Origin of the sequence: Massilia soli (genome assembly GCF_016809835.1) — a bacterium.
In the GTDB taxonomy this organism is placed as follows: domain Bacteria; phylum Pseudomonadota; class Gammaproteobacteria; order Burkholderiales; family Burkholderiaceae_D; genus Telluria_A; species Telluria_A soli.
On record NZ_JAFBIL020000002.1, the window covers coordinates 537,985 to 552,436 of the forward strand.

Sequence of the window (14,452 nt, forward strand, 5' to 3'; positions counted from 1 at the left end):
TGTGATTTACATCAAACCGATTCGGGGAACCTGTGTTTGCGCCGCGCCCGAACGTTCTCATTTTGCGCGTCGGGTTTTTCTGGCAATATCGCTGCCGGAGACAAAAAAAGGATAACGATGGCAAAGCGTGGCGTAAAGATCTGGACAGTGCGGGTAGCGCTGACACTGGTGGCTCTGCTGGTACTTGGCATGGTGGGAGTCTGGCTGTTCCTGCGCGGCGGCCTGGCGCAGCTCGATGGGCGCCGCCCTGCTGCGGGCCTGTCGGCCGAGGTGACTATCGTGCGTGATGCCCAGGGCATTCCGACCATCAGCGGAAACCACCGCGAGGATGTCGCCTATGCCACCGGCTTCGTCCATGGACAGGAGCGGTTCTTCCAGATGGACTTGCTGCGCCGCGTCGGCTCAGGCGAGCTGGCCGAGCTGTTTGGTGCGCGCGCGATACCGGTCGACAAATCGCACCGGCTGCACCGCTTCCGCGCCCGCGCCGACGCCGCGCTGGCGAAGATGACGCCGGCCGAGCGCCGCTTCCTCGAGCGCTACACGGCCGGGGTCAACGACGGCCTTGGCGCGCTGGCGTCGCGGCCTTTTGAATATGCGCTGGTTGGCGCGGCGCCGCGGCCATGGGCGCCGGCCGATTCGCTGCTGGTGGTGTGGGCGATGTACTTCGACCTGCAGGGCATGCTCGAACCGCGCGAACTGGCGCGCGGCTGGATCCGCGATAACACAAGCGCGGCGCAGCTGGCCTTCCTGCTGCCGGAAGCGACCGCTTGGGACGCGCCGATCGACGCCGACAGCATCGCGGCGCCTGCCGTGCCGCTGCCTGAACGCGCGCCCGCTTGGTGGGGCAAGCCGCCGGGCGGCAAGCCGGCCCGCATCGCCGCCGTCGATTTCGTCGACTCGGTCGGCAGCAACAACTGGGCGCTGGCGGGCAGCCGCAGCAAGCATGGCGCCGCGATTGTCGCCGACGACATGCACCTCGGGATCCAGCTGCCGAATACCTGGTACCGGCTGGCGCTGCGCTTCCCGTCAGCCGACGGCACGATGCGCCGCGTTTCCGGCGTCAGCCTGCCCGGCGCGCCGCCGCTGGTGGTCGTTGGCAGCAATGGCAAGGTCGCGTGGGGATTCACCAACAGCTATGGCGACTACCTCGACCTGGTGGAAGTCGGCACCGACGCTGCGCGGCCGGGTGAAGTGCAGACCCCGTCGGGTTGGGAAAAGCCGGAACGGCATGTCGAGACGATCCTCGTGAAGGGCGCTCCCGCCGAACAATTCGAGGTCCGCAGCACGACGTACGGGCCGCTGCGCGAGGCGGGCGGCAAGAACTATGCGATCCACTGGATCGCGCATGCCGATCAGGCCATCAACCTCAACCCGATGAAGTTCGAATCGGCCGATACGCTCGACGCGGCGCTGTCGGCGGCGGCGACGGTGGGTATCCCGGCCCAGAACTTCGTCGCCGGCGACGACCAGGGGAACATCGGCTGGACCATCGTCGGCGCGATGGCGGGCCGGGCGGAGCCAGGCATCGCATCGACGTTCCCGATGGCCGCGGGCGACGCGGCGGCGGGATGGCAAACGGCGCTTGCGCCAAGCGACTACCCGGTGCTGCGCAATCCGGCGGGCGGCCAGCTGTCGACGGCCAACAGCCGCCAGTTGAACGGAGCGGGCGCGCAGGTGATCGGCGACGGCGGCTTCGATATCGGCGCGCGCAACCGCCAGGTGCGCGACCAGCTGAGCGCATTGGGAACGGGAGCCGATGTCGCCGGGGTGTACGGCATTGCGATGGACGACCGCGCTATTTTCATGACACCGTGGCGCGAACGCGCGCTCAAGGTGCTCGATGCTGCGGCGCTGGAAGGCAAGCCGCAGCGGGCCGAGTTCCAGCGCCTGCTGAAGCAAAGCTGGAGCGGACGCGCGAGTGTCGACTCGGTGGGCTACCGGCTGGCGCGCCATTTCATGTGGTCGCTGCACGAAGTGCTGTATGGCGGCGCGAATGCGCAGATGGCGTCGCTGGATGAAAAGGCGACGGCAGGTAGCGCCAGTTCGCGCTGGCCGGCGGTGGTGGCGCGCTTGCTCGACGAGCAGCCGGCCGGGTGGCTGCCGTCATCGTACCGGAGCTGGAAGGACGTGCAGCTGGCGGCGATCGATGCGGTGATTGAGGATCTGACCGAGGACGGCAAGCAGCTGTCGGCGGCGACGTGGGGCGAGCGGAATACCGCGACCATCGTGCATCCGATCGGCAATGCGGTGCCGTTCCTGAAGCGCTGGCTGTCGGCGCCGGCGGACATGCTGCCCGGGGACGCCAACATGCCGCGGGTGGCGGGAGCCAAGTTCGGGCAGTCGCAGCGCATGACGGTGTCGCCGGGACGCGAGGAGGAGGGGGTGTTTAACATGCCCGGCGGGCAGAGCGGACATCCGTTGTCGCCGTTCTTCCTCAGCGGGCATCAGGATTGGGTGGCGGGCAAGGCGACGCCGTTTTTGCCGGGGGCGGCGAAGCATACGCTGGTATTGGCGCCGTGATTCGGCGGGTGCGCCTGCGGCCTACCCGCCGAGCTACTTCGCCGGAGCCGCGATCGCGCAGACCTTCTGCAGCATCAGCGCGATCGATTCATGCGGCGACGGGTGCCCCAGATAGAAGCCCTGCACCATGTCGCAGCCCAGCTGCTGCAGCAGCACCAGCTGTTCATCGGTCTCGACGCCTTCGGCCACCACCGCCATTTTCAGCCCATGCGCCATCGCGATGATCGCCCGCGTGATCGCCGCATTCTCGGAATCCTGCGGCAGCCCGCTGATGAAGCTCTTGTCGATTTTAAGCGCGCGCACATCGAAGCGCTTCAGGTAGTTCATCGACGAATACCCGGTGCCGAAATCGTCTATCGACAGATACACCCCTATCGCCCGTAGCTGTTCCAGCGTGACCATGGTCGCGCGCGCATCGTCCATCAGCGTGCCTTCGGTCAGCTCCAGTTCCAGCAGCTTCGGATCGAGCCCGGTGTCGTGCAGCGCCGAGATCACAATCTGCGTCAGGTTCTCGTCCTTGAACTGCTTTGCCGATAAATTTACCGCCATGCGCACCAGGCGCTGGGTCTGGCGCTGCCATAGCTTGGCCTGGTGGCAGGCGGTGCGCAGCACCCATTCCCCGATCGGCACGATCAAGCCCGTTTCTTCGGCCAGCGGGATAAACTCGTTGGGCGAGATGATGCCGCGCTCGGGATGGCGCCAGCGGATCAGCGCTTCGACGCCGACGATTTCGGTGGTGCGCACGTCGATCTGCGGCTGGTAGAGCAGGTATAGCTCATCGTTCTTGAGCGCCTTGCGCAGCCCGACTTCCAGCTTCACGTGGCTCATGATCTGCATGGTCAGCGACGAGCTGTATAGCTTGGCGTTGTTCTTGCCACAGTTTTTGGCGTGGTACATCGCGGTGTCGGCGTACTTGAGCAGCGAGTCGCAGTCGTCGCCGTCTTCGGGGAACAGCGAGATGCCGATACTGGCGGTGACGAAGATCTCGTTGCCTTCGATGATGAAGGAGCGGCGCATCGCTTCCTTGACACGGTGGGCGACATTGAGCGCGTTCTCGACCCGTTCCAGGTCAGGAATCAGGATCGTGAACTCATCGCCGCCCAGGCGCGCGAGGTTGGTGGCCTGGTCGCCGCGCGATACCAGGTCGCTGGGGCGGATGGTTTCGCGCAGGCGTTCAGACACGATCTTGAGCAGCTGGTCGCCGACGTTGTGGCCGAGCGTGTCGTTGATGCGCTTGAAGGCGTCGAGATCCATGAACAGCACCGCGAACTTCTTGTTGCCGACCTTTGAGCGATGCAGCTCGCGCTCCAGCGTTTCAAGGAATGCCTGGCGATTTGGAATGCCGGTGAGGCTGTCGCAATAGGCCAGGCGCCGGATCTGTTCTTCGGTGCGTTTGCGCTCGCTGATGTCGCGCACCAGGCCGAGTACTTCCTCGGGTCCGGTGGCGACCAGGCGCGCTTCGAAGTGCTGCACCGCGCCGAAGCGGATCAGTTCATAGTCGACCGAACGGATATGCTGGGTCTCGAGCACGGCGCGCATCTGGTCGAGCAGGCGTTCGGCGATCTCGGTCGGGAACACGTCGGTGATGTGCTTGCCGACGCAGTTCTCGGTGGGGAAGGCGGCCGAGGCGTCGTGGCCTTGCTCGTAGTCGAGGTAGAAGCCGTCTTTGTTCAGGCGGAAGAAGGTGTCGGGAATGGCGGCGAGCACCGCGCGGTTGTGGGCGTCGGCGATGCGCAGCCTGACGATGGCGTCGCTGGCGCGCAGCACGTACAGCACGCGGTGGCCGAGGATTGGCCAGTTGATCGGCTTCGAGACGAAGTCGGTGGCGCCGACTTCGTAGGCGCTGGTGACGGCTTCGATGTCGTCGCCGCCGGTGACCATGATGATCGGGACGGCGGAGCCGGTTTCAATGCGGCGGATTTCGCGGCAGGCCGCGAAGCCGTCCATGTTGGGCATGTCGACGTCCATCAGGATCAGGTCGGGCGTCATATTCTGGAACAGCGATACGGCCTGGCGGCCGTCCTCGGCTTCCACCGCGTCGAGTCCGACCTGGCCGAGCATCTCGAGCATCAAGAGCCGCATGACCGGATCGTCGTCCGCAACGAGGACGACACCGCGCTTGGCAGGTTTGGATACGGGCATGTCAATGTTCCTTCTCTAGGATGGCACTGAGAGAATCCCGCACTGCCTGGAATTCCAGCTCCATGTCGGTGAGGATGCTGGAGGCGCCTTCGGTGGTGTCGATGCGCCCCAGGTTTTCCATTTCCTTGCACAGCTGCGCGAGCGCTTCGGCGCCGACATTGGCGCTGCTCGACTTCAGGCTGTGCGCGGTCTTGCGCAGGTTGTTCGCATCGACGGTTGCGATGGCACATCGCAGCGCCTGCAACTGCTGTGGCGTGTCGCCGACAAAGGCCTCGACTACCTTCTGCACCAGCGCGTCGCCGCGGTCGCTGGATAGCGCGCGGATGTTGTCGAGTGCGTGGCGGTTGATGACGTCGCGCTCCGTCACCGAAGGAGCTGCCTTGGGGGGCGGCGCGAGATACGATGGCTCGTCGTCGTGGTGCACCGTCGATGGCATCGGCAGCACGACCCAGCGGCCGATGACGGCGCCCAGCTGCTGCTGCGTGAATGGCTTGCTCAGGTAATCGTCCATGCCGGCAGCCAGGCAGGCTTCGCGGTCGCCCTGCAGCGCATTGGCGGTGATGGCGATGATCGGCAGCGTGCGCGAGCGGCTGTTCTGGTGCTCGCTGCGGCGGATTTCGGCGGTGGCCGCGAAGCCGTCCATCACCGGCATCTGGCAGTCCATCAGTACGATGTCGTACTCGCCGCTGCGCGCGGCCTTGACGGCCTCCTGGCCGTTCGAGACGCAGTGGACGTCGAGCCCCAGGCTGTCGAGCATGGCGGTGGCCACTTCCACGTTGACCGGATTGTCTTCGGCGAGCAGCACCTTGCGCAGGCGCGGACGCTGGTTGACGTGGGGCGCGGAAGGCGGCGGGGAGGTGATGCCGCCCGGCGCGGTCACCGGCATGCGCTGGCGCGTGGCGAGGCATTCAAACAGGTCGCCGGCACGCACCGGACGGATCATCTGGTAGGCCACGCCGGCCTCGCGCCGCTGCACCGGATCGGCCGCCAGCCGGTCGCTGCTCAGAAGCAGGATGCGGGTGTTGCGGGTGGCCGGATCGGCCTTGATGCCGGCGGCCATGGCGAGGCCGCTGGTGCGCTGCAGGTCCATGTCGATGATCGCCACTTCGTAGGGCGTGCCGTCGCGCGACGCGGCGAGCAGGCGGTCGATCGCTTCGGTCGCGCTGGCGGCGCTGTCGGTGCGCACGCGCCACGCGGCGAGCTGGTGTTGGAGTTCCTGGCGGCTACTCTGGTCTTCGTCAACGATCAACACGCGTAGTCCCTCGATGGTGTGCAAGCCTGCACCAGGCTCGTCCGGGTCGACCCGGCGCTTGTCGAACGGTACCGTGAACCAGAATATCGATCCTTGTGATAGAGCATTGTCGACCCCGATTTTGCCGCCCATTAGCTCGACCAGCTGCTTCGAGATTGCCAGGCCCAGCCCGGTGCCGCCGTACTGGCGGGTAGTTGAACTGTCCGCTTGCGAGAACGCTTCGAAGATGCGGGTGCGCGCCTCACGCGAGACGCCGATGCCGGTATCGTGGACTTCAAAGCGCAGGGTCACCGCCTGGGGATCTTCCGAGACGACCTGGACCTTTGCGAGGATATTGCCGCGGTCGGTGAACTTGAGCGCGTTGCCGAGCAGGTTAGCCATGATCTGGCGCAAGCGGTTCGGGTCGCCGCAGATGGCGATCGGGATATCGTTGGCGATGGCGAAGTCCAGCGCGATGCCCTTGGCCTGGGCCTGCGGCTTGTAGACCGTGTTGATATCGTCGAGCATGTCCCACAGGTTGAAATTGATGTATTCAACGCTGAGCTTGCCGGCCTCGATCTTGGAGAAATCGAGAATGTCGTTGATGATCACCAGCAGGTGCTCGCCGGAGCGCTTGACCAGCTTGGTGAAATTGCGCTGCGTGTCATTCAGCGGCGTGCCGAGCAGCATTTCTGTCATGCCGAGCACGCCATTCATCGGCGTGCGGATCTCGTGGCTCATGGTGGCGAGGAAGGCGCTCTTCGCGCGGCTGGCAGCCTCGGCCGCATTCTTGGCCTTCTCCAGTTGTTCGGTGCGCACGCTGACCTGGCGCTCCAGTTCGTCGCGATGGTTGGTCAGGGCGGTGCCGCGGCCCTCGATCTGCGCCAGCATGTCGTTGAAGCTGTCGATCAGGCTGCCGAGTTCATCGGTGCGGTCGTGCTGGATGCGCAGGCTGTAGTTCTGGCTGGCCGACACGCGCTGGGCTGCGTTGATCAGCTTGGTGACGGGATCGGCAATGCTGCCTTTGAAGCGGCTGGCCAGCAGCAGCGCCACCACCAGCGAGCAGCACATGGCGGAGGCGATCACGGACAGGCTTTTCAGGACATCGAGCCACATATTGGTGAGGTCGGCCTCGATCATCACCACGCCGACTTGCTGGTTGGCGGCGGGAATCGAGCGGTACAGGCGCATGCGCGTCGTCCAGATCGTGGTGCTCTGGGCGTTGTAGGCGGCCAGCGAATCTTCGTCGGTATCGAGCATGGGGACCTCTTCGTCCTCCTGCTCAAGATGGCCGGGCGGCAGGTAGCGCGCGAAAGGTTTGCCGTTACGGTCGTACAAAATCGCGTCGGAAATTTCCACCTTCGCCTTGAGTGCGGACAAGGTCGCCTGCGCCTGCTTGCGGTTCTTGAAGAGCAACGCATCGACACTGTTTGCGCCGATTACGCCGGCGAAGGAGGAGAGCTGCATGCCCTCGTCCTTTCGATGATTCAAGACCGATGTGACGGCGAAGGCAACGAACACGAACAGCAGTGCCGTGCCCGTCGACAACAGCGAAATGATGGTCAATTTCTTGTTCAGACTGGAGCGCTCAAAGTTCAGCATGTGTTTTCCTGCGAAAGCACGACGAGTGGGCAGGCGGATGAGCTATTTCACTACGTAAAGTATTGCAATTCCATCAGGAAAAATATACGGGGAAAGATTCCGGTCAACTTTGAGCGGGCGCAAGAGAGGGGGAGGGTGCGGCTGGATGGGGACAATGCGCGGCTGCAATCTGCGCAGTTGCAAGCTGTTCCGGGTGCGGAACGTGCGTCGTTCCCGCGCAGGCGGGAACCCATACGCAACTGAACTGTCGTGAGGATGGGTTCCCGCTTAAGCGGGAACGACGGTGATCCGGAACTAAATAGAAAAAGGACGGCGTGCTGCCGTCCCCGGTGCTGGCAGCTAGCAGCAGCCCCCGCTTCGGGCACTGCCGTAGCGCGCTTCCTGCCGTTCGCGGAAGAACTCTTCGTACGTCATCATGGGTTGTCCCGGATGGGTGGTCTCCATGTGCGAAACGTAGGTGTCGTACTCGGGCAGGCCAACCATCAGGCGCATGCTCTGCCCCAGATAGCGACCCGCCTGTGCCAGTTTATCGAACATGCCTTATGCCGCCGCTGCCGTAAACGGCGTCTCTTTGGTTGTCGGCAACGCGTTCGCACGTGCCGCCAGCGCAGCCTTGATACCGAAGATGAGCACCGACACCACCACGACCATGAAGAACATCGCCAGGCTCGAGTTGAGGTAGTCGTTAAACACGATACGCTCCATTTCCATCATGGACTTCGCTGGCGCCAGCACGGTTCCCTGGTCAATCGCCGCCTGGAACTTGTTAGCGTGCGCCAGGAATCCGACCTTGACGTTTTCGCTGAACACTTTCTGCCAGCCTGCGGTCAGCGTGCACACCAGCAGGAACACAGTTGGCGCCATCGTCACCCACGCGTACTTGGCACGCTTCATCTTGAACAACACCACGGTTCCCAGGATCAGCGCGATACCCGCCAGCATCTGGTTTGCGATGCCGAACAGCGGCCACAAGGTATTGATGCCACCCAGCGGATCAACCACGCCCTGATACAGGATGTAGCCCCAGGCCGTGACGCACAAGCCAGTCGCGGTCAGGTTGGCCACCAGCGAATCGGTGCGCTTGAACGATGGCACGAATGCGCCCATCAGGTCTTGCAGCATGAACCTGCCAGCGCGGGTGCCGGCGTCCACCGCTGTGAGGATGAACAGCGCTTCGAACAGAATGGCGAAGTGGTACCAGAAGGCCATCATGGCCTTGCCGCCGATAACTTCCGACAGGATGTTCGCCATGCCGACCGCCAGGGTAGGGGCGCCACCGGCGCGCGAGATGATGCTGCTCTCTCCCACGTCCTTTGCGGTTTGCGTCAGCATTTCTGGCGTGATGTAGAAGCCCCATTGCGAAATCGCAGCCGCTGCCGATTCCGCCGTCGTGCCGAGCACTGCCGCCGGACTGTTCATGGCGAAGTAGATGCCTGGCTCGATGGTTGATGCCGCCACCAGCGCCATGATCGCCACAAACGATTCCATCAGCATCGCGCCATAGCCGATGAAGCGGGCGTGCTGCTCATTCTCGATCATCTTCGGCGTTGTTCCCGAAGCGATCAGTGCGTGGAAGCCCGACACGGCTCCGCAGGCAATGGTGATGAAGAGGAACGGGAACATGTTGCCCGCCCAGACCGGGCCGCTGCCATCAATAAATTGCGTTACCGAAGGCATCTTCATGTGCGGCGCAACGAGCACGATACCGATCGCCAGGCCGACGATGGTGCCGATCTTCAGGAAGGTCGACAGGTAGTCGCGCGGCGCCAGCAGCAGCCACACAGGGATGACGGAAGCGACGAAACCGTAGCCGATCAGCATCCAGGTCAGCTGGGTGCCGGTGTAGTCGAACATCGGGCCGAGTACTGGCGACTCTTGCACGAACTGTCCGCCGATGATGGCAAGCATCAGCAGCACGAAGCCGATTGCCGATACCTCGCCCACGCGGCCAACGCGCCAGTAGCGCGAATACAAGCCCATGAACAGCGCGATGGGAATGGTCGCCATGACGGTGAAGCTGCCCCACGGCGAGTGCGTCAGCGCTTTCACGACGATGAGGGCCAGCACGGCCAGGATGATGACCATGATCATGAACGTGCCGGTCAGCGCGATCAGGCCGGGAATTTCGCCCAGTTCCGACTTGATCAGGTCGCCCAGCGAGCGGCCATCGCGGCGCATCGACAGGAACAGCACGATGAAGTCTTGCACAGCGCCGGCAAACACCACGCCGGCCAGAATCCACAGCATGCCCGGCAGATAACCCATCTGCGCGGCAAGCACGGGACCGACCAGCGGCCCTGCACCGGCAATCGCGGCGAAGTGGTGGCCGAACAGTACGTTCTTGTTCGTTGGTACGTAATCGAGGCCGTCGTTGTTGCGGTAGGCCGGGGTCTGGCGAGTCTCGTCCAGGGACAAGACTTTGGTGGCGATGAACAGGCTGTAGAAGCGGTAGGCGATCAGGTAAACGCAGACCGCCGCGGCGACGATCCACACTGCGTTGATCGACTCGCCGCGCTTGAGCGCAATAAATGCTAGCGAGCCGGCGCCCGCAACGGATAGCGCAGCCCAACCGAGCTGGCTTGTAAGACGTTTCATATTGGATCCTCCAAGGATTGTGCGGGCTCTGCGGGGACGGACCGGTCAGTGCCAGTTTGGTGCGCAGCGTGCACCGAAGTATTGAAGAACGCACCACTTCGATCAAGCGCACCACTACGCAGAGGGTGTACGTAGTACCACGTACACACGAATGGCCGAAGGCACGTAAAATCTTATGGATCGGTTAAAAGGAAAGTCGGCAAGCATGAAGTTAAGGCAGAAAGTGATAGTCCTCGCGATTACGCCGCTCATTGTTGCCCTGTGCGCGATCGCGCTGTTCGTGCGCCAGGAGGCAGTCGCGCTTGCTCAGCAGCAAAGGGCGACGATCCAGCATGCTTACCTTGCGAGCAAGGAAGCCGAGCTGAAGCATTACGTAGCGCTGGCGTCGCGGTCCATCGCGCACCTGTATGAGTCGGGACGCACCGACGAGGCAACGATGGAGGAGGCCAAGCAGATTTTAGGCAGCCTCAGCTACGGTAACGACGGCTATTTCTTTGTCTACGACATGCAAGGAAAGAACCTGATGCACCCGCGCCAGCCCGAACTGGTGGGACAAAGCCTGTGGGAGATGCGCGACGCCGCGGGCGTGCCGACGATTCAGCGCCTGATCGCGAGGGCGAAGGCGGGCGGAGGATTCCAGCGCTACAGCTGGTCCAAGCCCTCGTCGAAAAAGGAAGCGCCCAAGCTCGGCTATGTGATTCCAATGAACAACTGGGGCTGGATGATTGGCACCGGAATTTACCTCGACGACGTGGAGGCTGCCCTGGCCAAGATCGACGCCCAGCAGTCCGAGCATATTCGCGGCACCATGATGTGGATTGCGGCGCTGGCGATTGTCAGCGCGGTGATCGTGGCTGTCGGCGGGCTGGCGCTGAATATCAGCGAGCTGCGCGTGGCCGATGCCAAGCTGAAAGTGCTGGCGCAGCGGGTGGTGGAGTCGCAGGAATCGGAGAGGGCGCGGCTGTCGCGCGACCTGCATGACGGTATCAGCCAGTGGCTGGTGTCGATCAAGCTGCAGATCGAGGCAGGGATCATCCGGTTGTCTGGTAATGCTGAACAGCAGCAGAAGGCGCGCAGCAGTTTTGAACACACGGCGGAGCAACTCAACGATGTGCTTGGCGAGGTGCGGCGCATTTCGCACAACCTGCGGCCGGCGATTCTCGATGACCTTGGCCTGGCCGCGGCGCTAGACTACCTGGCGCATGAATTTACCGAGCACAGCGCCACGCCGGTGCATTTCTCGGCCAAGGGCAATACCGACGGCCTGCCGCATGTGGCCAACACGGTGTTGTTCCGCATCGCGCAAGAGGCGTTGACCAACGTCGAACGCCACGCGCACGCGCAGCGGATCGATATGGCACTGGTACGAAAGGGCAAGACCATGACATTGATTGTGAGCGACGACGGCAGCGGCTTCGATTCGAAGCGGGTCGCGCTGCACCCAAAACGCGGAATCGGGCTGCGCAATATGATGGAGCGGATGGACGCGATCGGCGGGCGCCTGGATATTGCATCCTCAACTTCAGGAACAACGGTGAAAGCCTCGGTGGAAATCGACGGATTGAAAACATGACGACAGACATCATCAGGATCATGCTGGTTGACGACCACCCCTTGGTACGCGACGGACTGCGCGCGCGGCTGGAGGCAGTGCCGCATTTTCGCGTTGTGGCGGAAGCCGATGGCGCCGACGACGCGCTTAGGCAGGCGGGAGCGGAGCAGGTGGACCTCGTCCTTATGGACATCAACATGCGTGGCAGCAACGGTATCGAGGCGACCAGCAGGTTGTGCGCCGCGGTTCCCGGTATTGCCGTGCTCATCCTGTCGATGCACGACAAGCTGGAATACGTCAGCCAGGCGATGCAGGCCGGCGCGCGCGGCTACGTGCTGAAGGACGCTCCGGGCAAGGACATTGTGCTAGCGATCGAGACGGTGATGTCCGGCGGAATTTACTACAGCGCTGCGCTGGCGCGGCAACTCGCGCACCCGATGGCGCAGGACAACCAGCTGACGGTGCGCGAGCAGGAAGTGCTGCAGCACATTGCTGCGGGCCAGTCGAACAAGCAGATCGCGAGCGACCTGGATTTGTCAGTGCGCACGGTGGAGACGCACCGGCTGAATATTAAGCGCAAGCTGGGGATTGAAGGCCAGGCGGAGCTGATCAAATTTGCTGTGCAGCATGCGCACTTCGAGGGCGGGCGATAGATGGACACCCGGCAGGATGGCGGCCCGCTGCCCATTCGGGGATGATTTATGTATAATGCGGGCCAGCAGGAAGCGTGGCCGAGTGGTTGAAGGCACCAGTCTTGAAAACTGGCGACGGGTTAAACTGTTCGTGAGTTCGAATCTCACCGCTTCCGCCAGGATAATAAACAAAAGCCCCACAAGTTGGGGCTTTTGTTCGTCTGGCAGGGTGCCTTAGCCGATCATCTCCTGCGCAGAGAGGTCCATTCCTTGGTGGGGAAAGGCCGCTCGAACGTGGCACACAGAAGGTTCCGCGGCGAAGTACGCTTGCAGCCCCGTCATGAAGACCAGGTGGTCTTCACTTGGTTCGAATACTTGCGTATGGTCCTCGAGCGTTTGCCACTGCACGATCAGACTGAACAGCGATGGCGTCTCGACTCCCTGTGTGAGCAGATGCCCCTCGTAGCCCTTCGCGCGCGCAAGCAGGTGCGTGACCTCGCCGAACGCGGTTTTGAATGCGTCGATCTGATCGGTTCTGACAGGTATCGATGCAATTTCGTAGATCATGACATCCTCCGTAATCGGTGCTTATGACTGGGCTTGGGTAGCGTTGGTATTCGCCGACGGAACGACGGCGATAGCGATTTTTCCGCGCAGCCCGTTATCACGACTTTCGAGACGAGCATGAGCAAGCGGAATGTCGGCCAATGAGTAAGTCGCCCCGACATGCGGCCGAAGCTGACCGCGTTCGACCAACGCGCTCAGTTCATCGAGCTTGCCACGATTCTGTCGTGTGAACACGAAGTGATAACTCGCATTCTTGCCCCAGGCTTGAATGAGGTTCTGCGGCTTCGCGAGATCGACGATCGAGACGACCCGGCCGAGCTGGGCAAGCGCGTCAGGAGAACGGGTGAGGGTGTCGCCACCAATCGTGTCGAAGACAACGTTGACGCCTTGGCCGGCTGTTTCACGCATGATGACGTCGACATAGTCTTCCTTCTGATAGTCGATAACGACATCGGCGCCCAGGCCTCGGACGAAGTCGAACTGTTCCGCACGTGCCGTCGTGAATACCCTCGCACCGATAGCCTTCGCAACTTGAATTGCCACATGGCCCACACCACCCGCGCCGCCGTGCACCAAAATGCTTTCCCCGACTCGCAGTTGCGCACGGCCGACCAGCGCTTCCCATGCCGTCCCGCCAACCAGGGTCAAGCTGGCAGCTTCAAGATGGCTGAGAGAAGCAGGCTTCTTCCCGACGATGTTTTCGGCCGCAACGTGGTACTCCGCATAGCTTCCTGGGCCATCGAAGATCTGGGGCGTGTACCAAACCTCGTCACCTGGGACAAAGGCCGTTACACCTGGTCCGACTTCTTCGACCACGCCGGAAACATCGTGACCGGTAATGGCCGGGAGTGGCACGTAGTCCTGGTAATCGCCGCGACGGACCTGGTAGTCCAAAGGGTTGATGGAAGTAGCGTGAACTCGAACCAGCACTTGTCCTGCTCCAGGCACGGGTTTGGGTACTTCACGCAGTTCAAATGCATCGATACCGCCAAAAGTATTAAGAGTCATTGCTTTCATTTCATCCTCACTTCGTCAAAAAGAGATATCGAGGAATTTCGATATATCATATCAAAAAAATTTACAAGTCTTTGCCAATCAGTTCCGCGAGTGACCTGATCGCTTCTTCGTTCCGCTTATAGTATGTCCACTGACCAACGCGCTGGACTTCAACCAAACCAGCTCGCTGCAATGTTGCAAGATAGTTGGAGACCGTCGACTGCGACAATCCGACGCCCTCCTGGATACTGCTTACACAGACGCCTACCTTATGAACGTCTCCTTCATCTTGCGGTGGAAAGTTGTTCTCAGGATCTTTCAGCCGTTCCAAGATGTCGAGGCGGGTACGATTCGAGAGTGCTTTGAAGATTTCAAGTAAGTTCATCAGCACATCATATCGATATTTCGCGATATGTCAAGTTGGGTCGTTAATCTGGCAACGGGTCGGGCGCCGCGTTGCGCGGCTCAGGTCAGGACAGTTCTCGCGGTTGCGGCCTTTGAACAAATCAGACTGTCCTGCGCGAGCTAGGGGCGTGCCACACGCGGCTGTCATGGCAACTTATTTTCGCGATTGACAGACGGCGTTGCCGCCGCTGTCAGTCTTATCGCGCGACG

Annotated in this window: 10 protein-coding genes and 1 tRNA gene; 4 read left to right on the top strand and 7 right to left on the bottom strand. The window is 62.2% G+C overall.

The annotated features are described in order from the left end of the window. The first annotated feature begins 117 nt into the window (after positions 1-117). Complete coding sequence (locus tag I4X03_RS06915; RefSeq protein WP_223467431.1) at positions 118-2,520, top strand: penicillin acylase family protein; 2,403 nt, start codon at positions 118-120, stop codon at positions 2,518-2,520. Between the two features lie 33 nt (positions 2,521-2,553). Here I4X03_RS06915 and I4X03_RS06920 read toward each other — a convergent pair whose 3' ends face one another. The 4 genes from I4X03_RS06920 to I4X03_RS06935 form a co-directional block, all read right to left on the bottom strand. Continuing rightward, positions 2,554-4,662 (bottom strand): putative bifunctional diguanylate cyclase/phosphodiesterase, encoded by a 2,109-nt coding sequence (locus I4X03_RS06920; protein WP_223467433.1) that lies wholly within the window; start codon positions 4,660-4,662, stop codon positions 2,554-2,556. Position 4,663: 1 nt separating this feature from the next. Beyond that, positions 4,664-7,495 (bottom strand): hybrid sensor histidine kinase/response regulator, encoded by a 2,832-nt coding sequence (locus tag I4X03_RS06925; protein WP_223467436.1) that lies wholly within the window; start codon positions 7,493-7,495, stop codon positions 4,664-4,666. A 339-nt stretch (positions 7,496-7,834) separates the two neighbouring features. Then, entirely contained in the window at positions 7,835-8,032 is a 198-nt protein-coding gene (locus I4X03_RS06930) for a YbdD/YjiX family protein (RefSeq protein ID WP_169466982.1), read from the bottom strand. A gap of 3 nt (positions 8,033-8,035) precedes the next feature. After that, positions 8,036-10,090, bottom strand: coding sequence for a carbon starvation CstA family protein (locus tag I4X03_RS06935; protein ID WP_223467438.1), 2,055 nt, complete (start codon positions 10,088-10,090; stop codon positions 8,036-8,038). Positions 10,091-10,295: 205 nt separating this feature from the next. On the opposite strand from I4X03_RS06935, the gene I4X03_RS06940 reads away from it, so the two are divergent. The 3 genes from I4X03_RS06940 to I4X03_RS06950 all read left to right on the top strand — a co-directional run bounded on the left by I4X03_RS06940 (position 10,296) and on the right by I4X03_RS06950 (position 12,453). Further along, complete coding sequence (locus tag I4X03_RS06940; RefSeq protein ID WP_223467440.1) at positions 10,296-11,663, top strand: cache domain-containing protein; 1,368 nt, start codon at positions 10,296-10,298, stop codon at positions 11,661-11,663. Further along, positions 11,660-12,295, top strand: coding sequence for a response regulator transcription factor (locus I4X03_RS06945; protein ID WP_223467442.1), 636 nt, complete (start codon positions 11,660-11,662; stop codon positions 12,293-12,295). The genes I4X03_RS06940 and I4X03_RS06945 overlap by 4 nt, the downstream gene beginning before the upstream one ends. A 68-nt stretch (positions 12,296-12,363) precedes the next feature. Beyond that, positions 12,364-12,453 (top strand) — tRNA-Ser (locus tag I4X03_RS06950). A 55-nt stretch (positions 12,454-12,508) separates the two neighbouring features. Here the strand turns inward: I4X03_RS06950 and I4X03_RS06955 are convergent. From I4X03_RS06955 to I4X03_RS06965, 3 genes are all read right to left on the bottom strand, one after another. Next, the gene (locus tag I4X03_RS06955) at positions 12,509-12,841 is read right to left on the bottom strand and encodes an antibiotic biosynthesis monooxygenase family protein (protein ID WP_223467444.1); all 333 of its coding nucleotides are present in this window, start codon (positions 12,839-12,841) and stop codon (positions 12,509-12,511) included. Positions 12,842-12,862: 21 nt separating this feature from the next. Continuing rightward, positions 12,863-13,858, bottom strand: coding sequence for a zinc-dependent alcohol dehydrogenase family protein (locus I4X03_RS06960; protein WP_223467446.1), 996 nt, complete (start codon positions 13,856-13,858; stop codon positions 12,863-12,865). Positions 13,859-13,919: 61 nt separating this feature from the next. After that, the gene (locus I4X03_RS06965; RefSeq protein ID WP_223467448.1) at positions 13,920-14,222 is read right to left on the bottom strand and encodes an ArsR/SmtB family transcription factor; all 303 of its coding nucleotides are present in this window, start codon (positions 14,220-14,222) and stop codon (positions 13,920-13,922) included. Positions 14,223-14,452 lie beyond the last annotated feature (230 nt).

What these genes read in the sequence shown, in the direction of transcription:
- I4X03_RS06915 (WP_223467431.1), top strand. Translation starts at nt 118, where the DNA reads ATGGCAAAGCGTGGCGTAAAGATCTGGACAGTGCGGGTAGCGCTGACA.
- I4X03_RS06920 (WP_223467433.1), bottom strand. Translation starts at nt 4,662, where the DNA reads ATGCCCGTATCCAAACCTGCCAAGCGCGGTGTCGTCCTCGTTGCGGAC.
- I4X03_RS06925 (WP_223467436.1), bottom strand. Translation starts at nt 7,495, where the DNA reads ATGCTGAACTTTGAGCGCTCCAGTCTGAACAAGAAATTGACCATCATT.
- I4X03_RS06930 (WP_169466982.1), bottom strand. Translation starts at nt 8,032, where the DNA reads ATGTTCGATAAACTGGCACAGGCGGGTCGCTATCTGGGGCAGAGCATG.
- I4X03_RS06935 (WP_223467438.1), bottom strand. Translation starts at nt 10,090, where the DNA reads ATGAAACGTCTTACAAGCCAGCTCGGTTGGGCTGCGCTATCCGTTGCG.
- I4X03_RS06940 (WP_223467440.1), top strand. Translation starts at nt 10,296, where the DNA reads ATGAAGTTAAGGCAGAAAGTGATAGTCCTCGCGATTACGCCGCTCATT.
- I4X03_RS06945 (WP_223467442.1), top strand. Translation starts at nt 11,660, where the DNA reads ATGACGACAGACATCATCAGGATCATGCTGGTTGACGACCACCCCTTG.
- I4X03_RS06955 (WP_223467444.1), bottom strand. Translation starts at nt 12,841, where the DNA reads ATGATCTACGAAATTGCATCGATACCTGTCAGAACCGATCAGATCGAC.
- I4X03_RS06960 (WP_223467446.1), bottom strand. Translation starts at nt 13,858, where the DNA reads ATGAAAGCAATGACTCTTAATACTTTTGGCGGTATCGATGCATTTGAA.
- I4X03_RS06965 (WP_223467448.1), bottom strand. Translation starts at nt 14,222, where the DNA reads ATGAACTTACTTGAAATCTTCAAAGCACTCTCGAATCGTACCCGCCTC.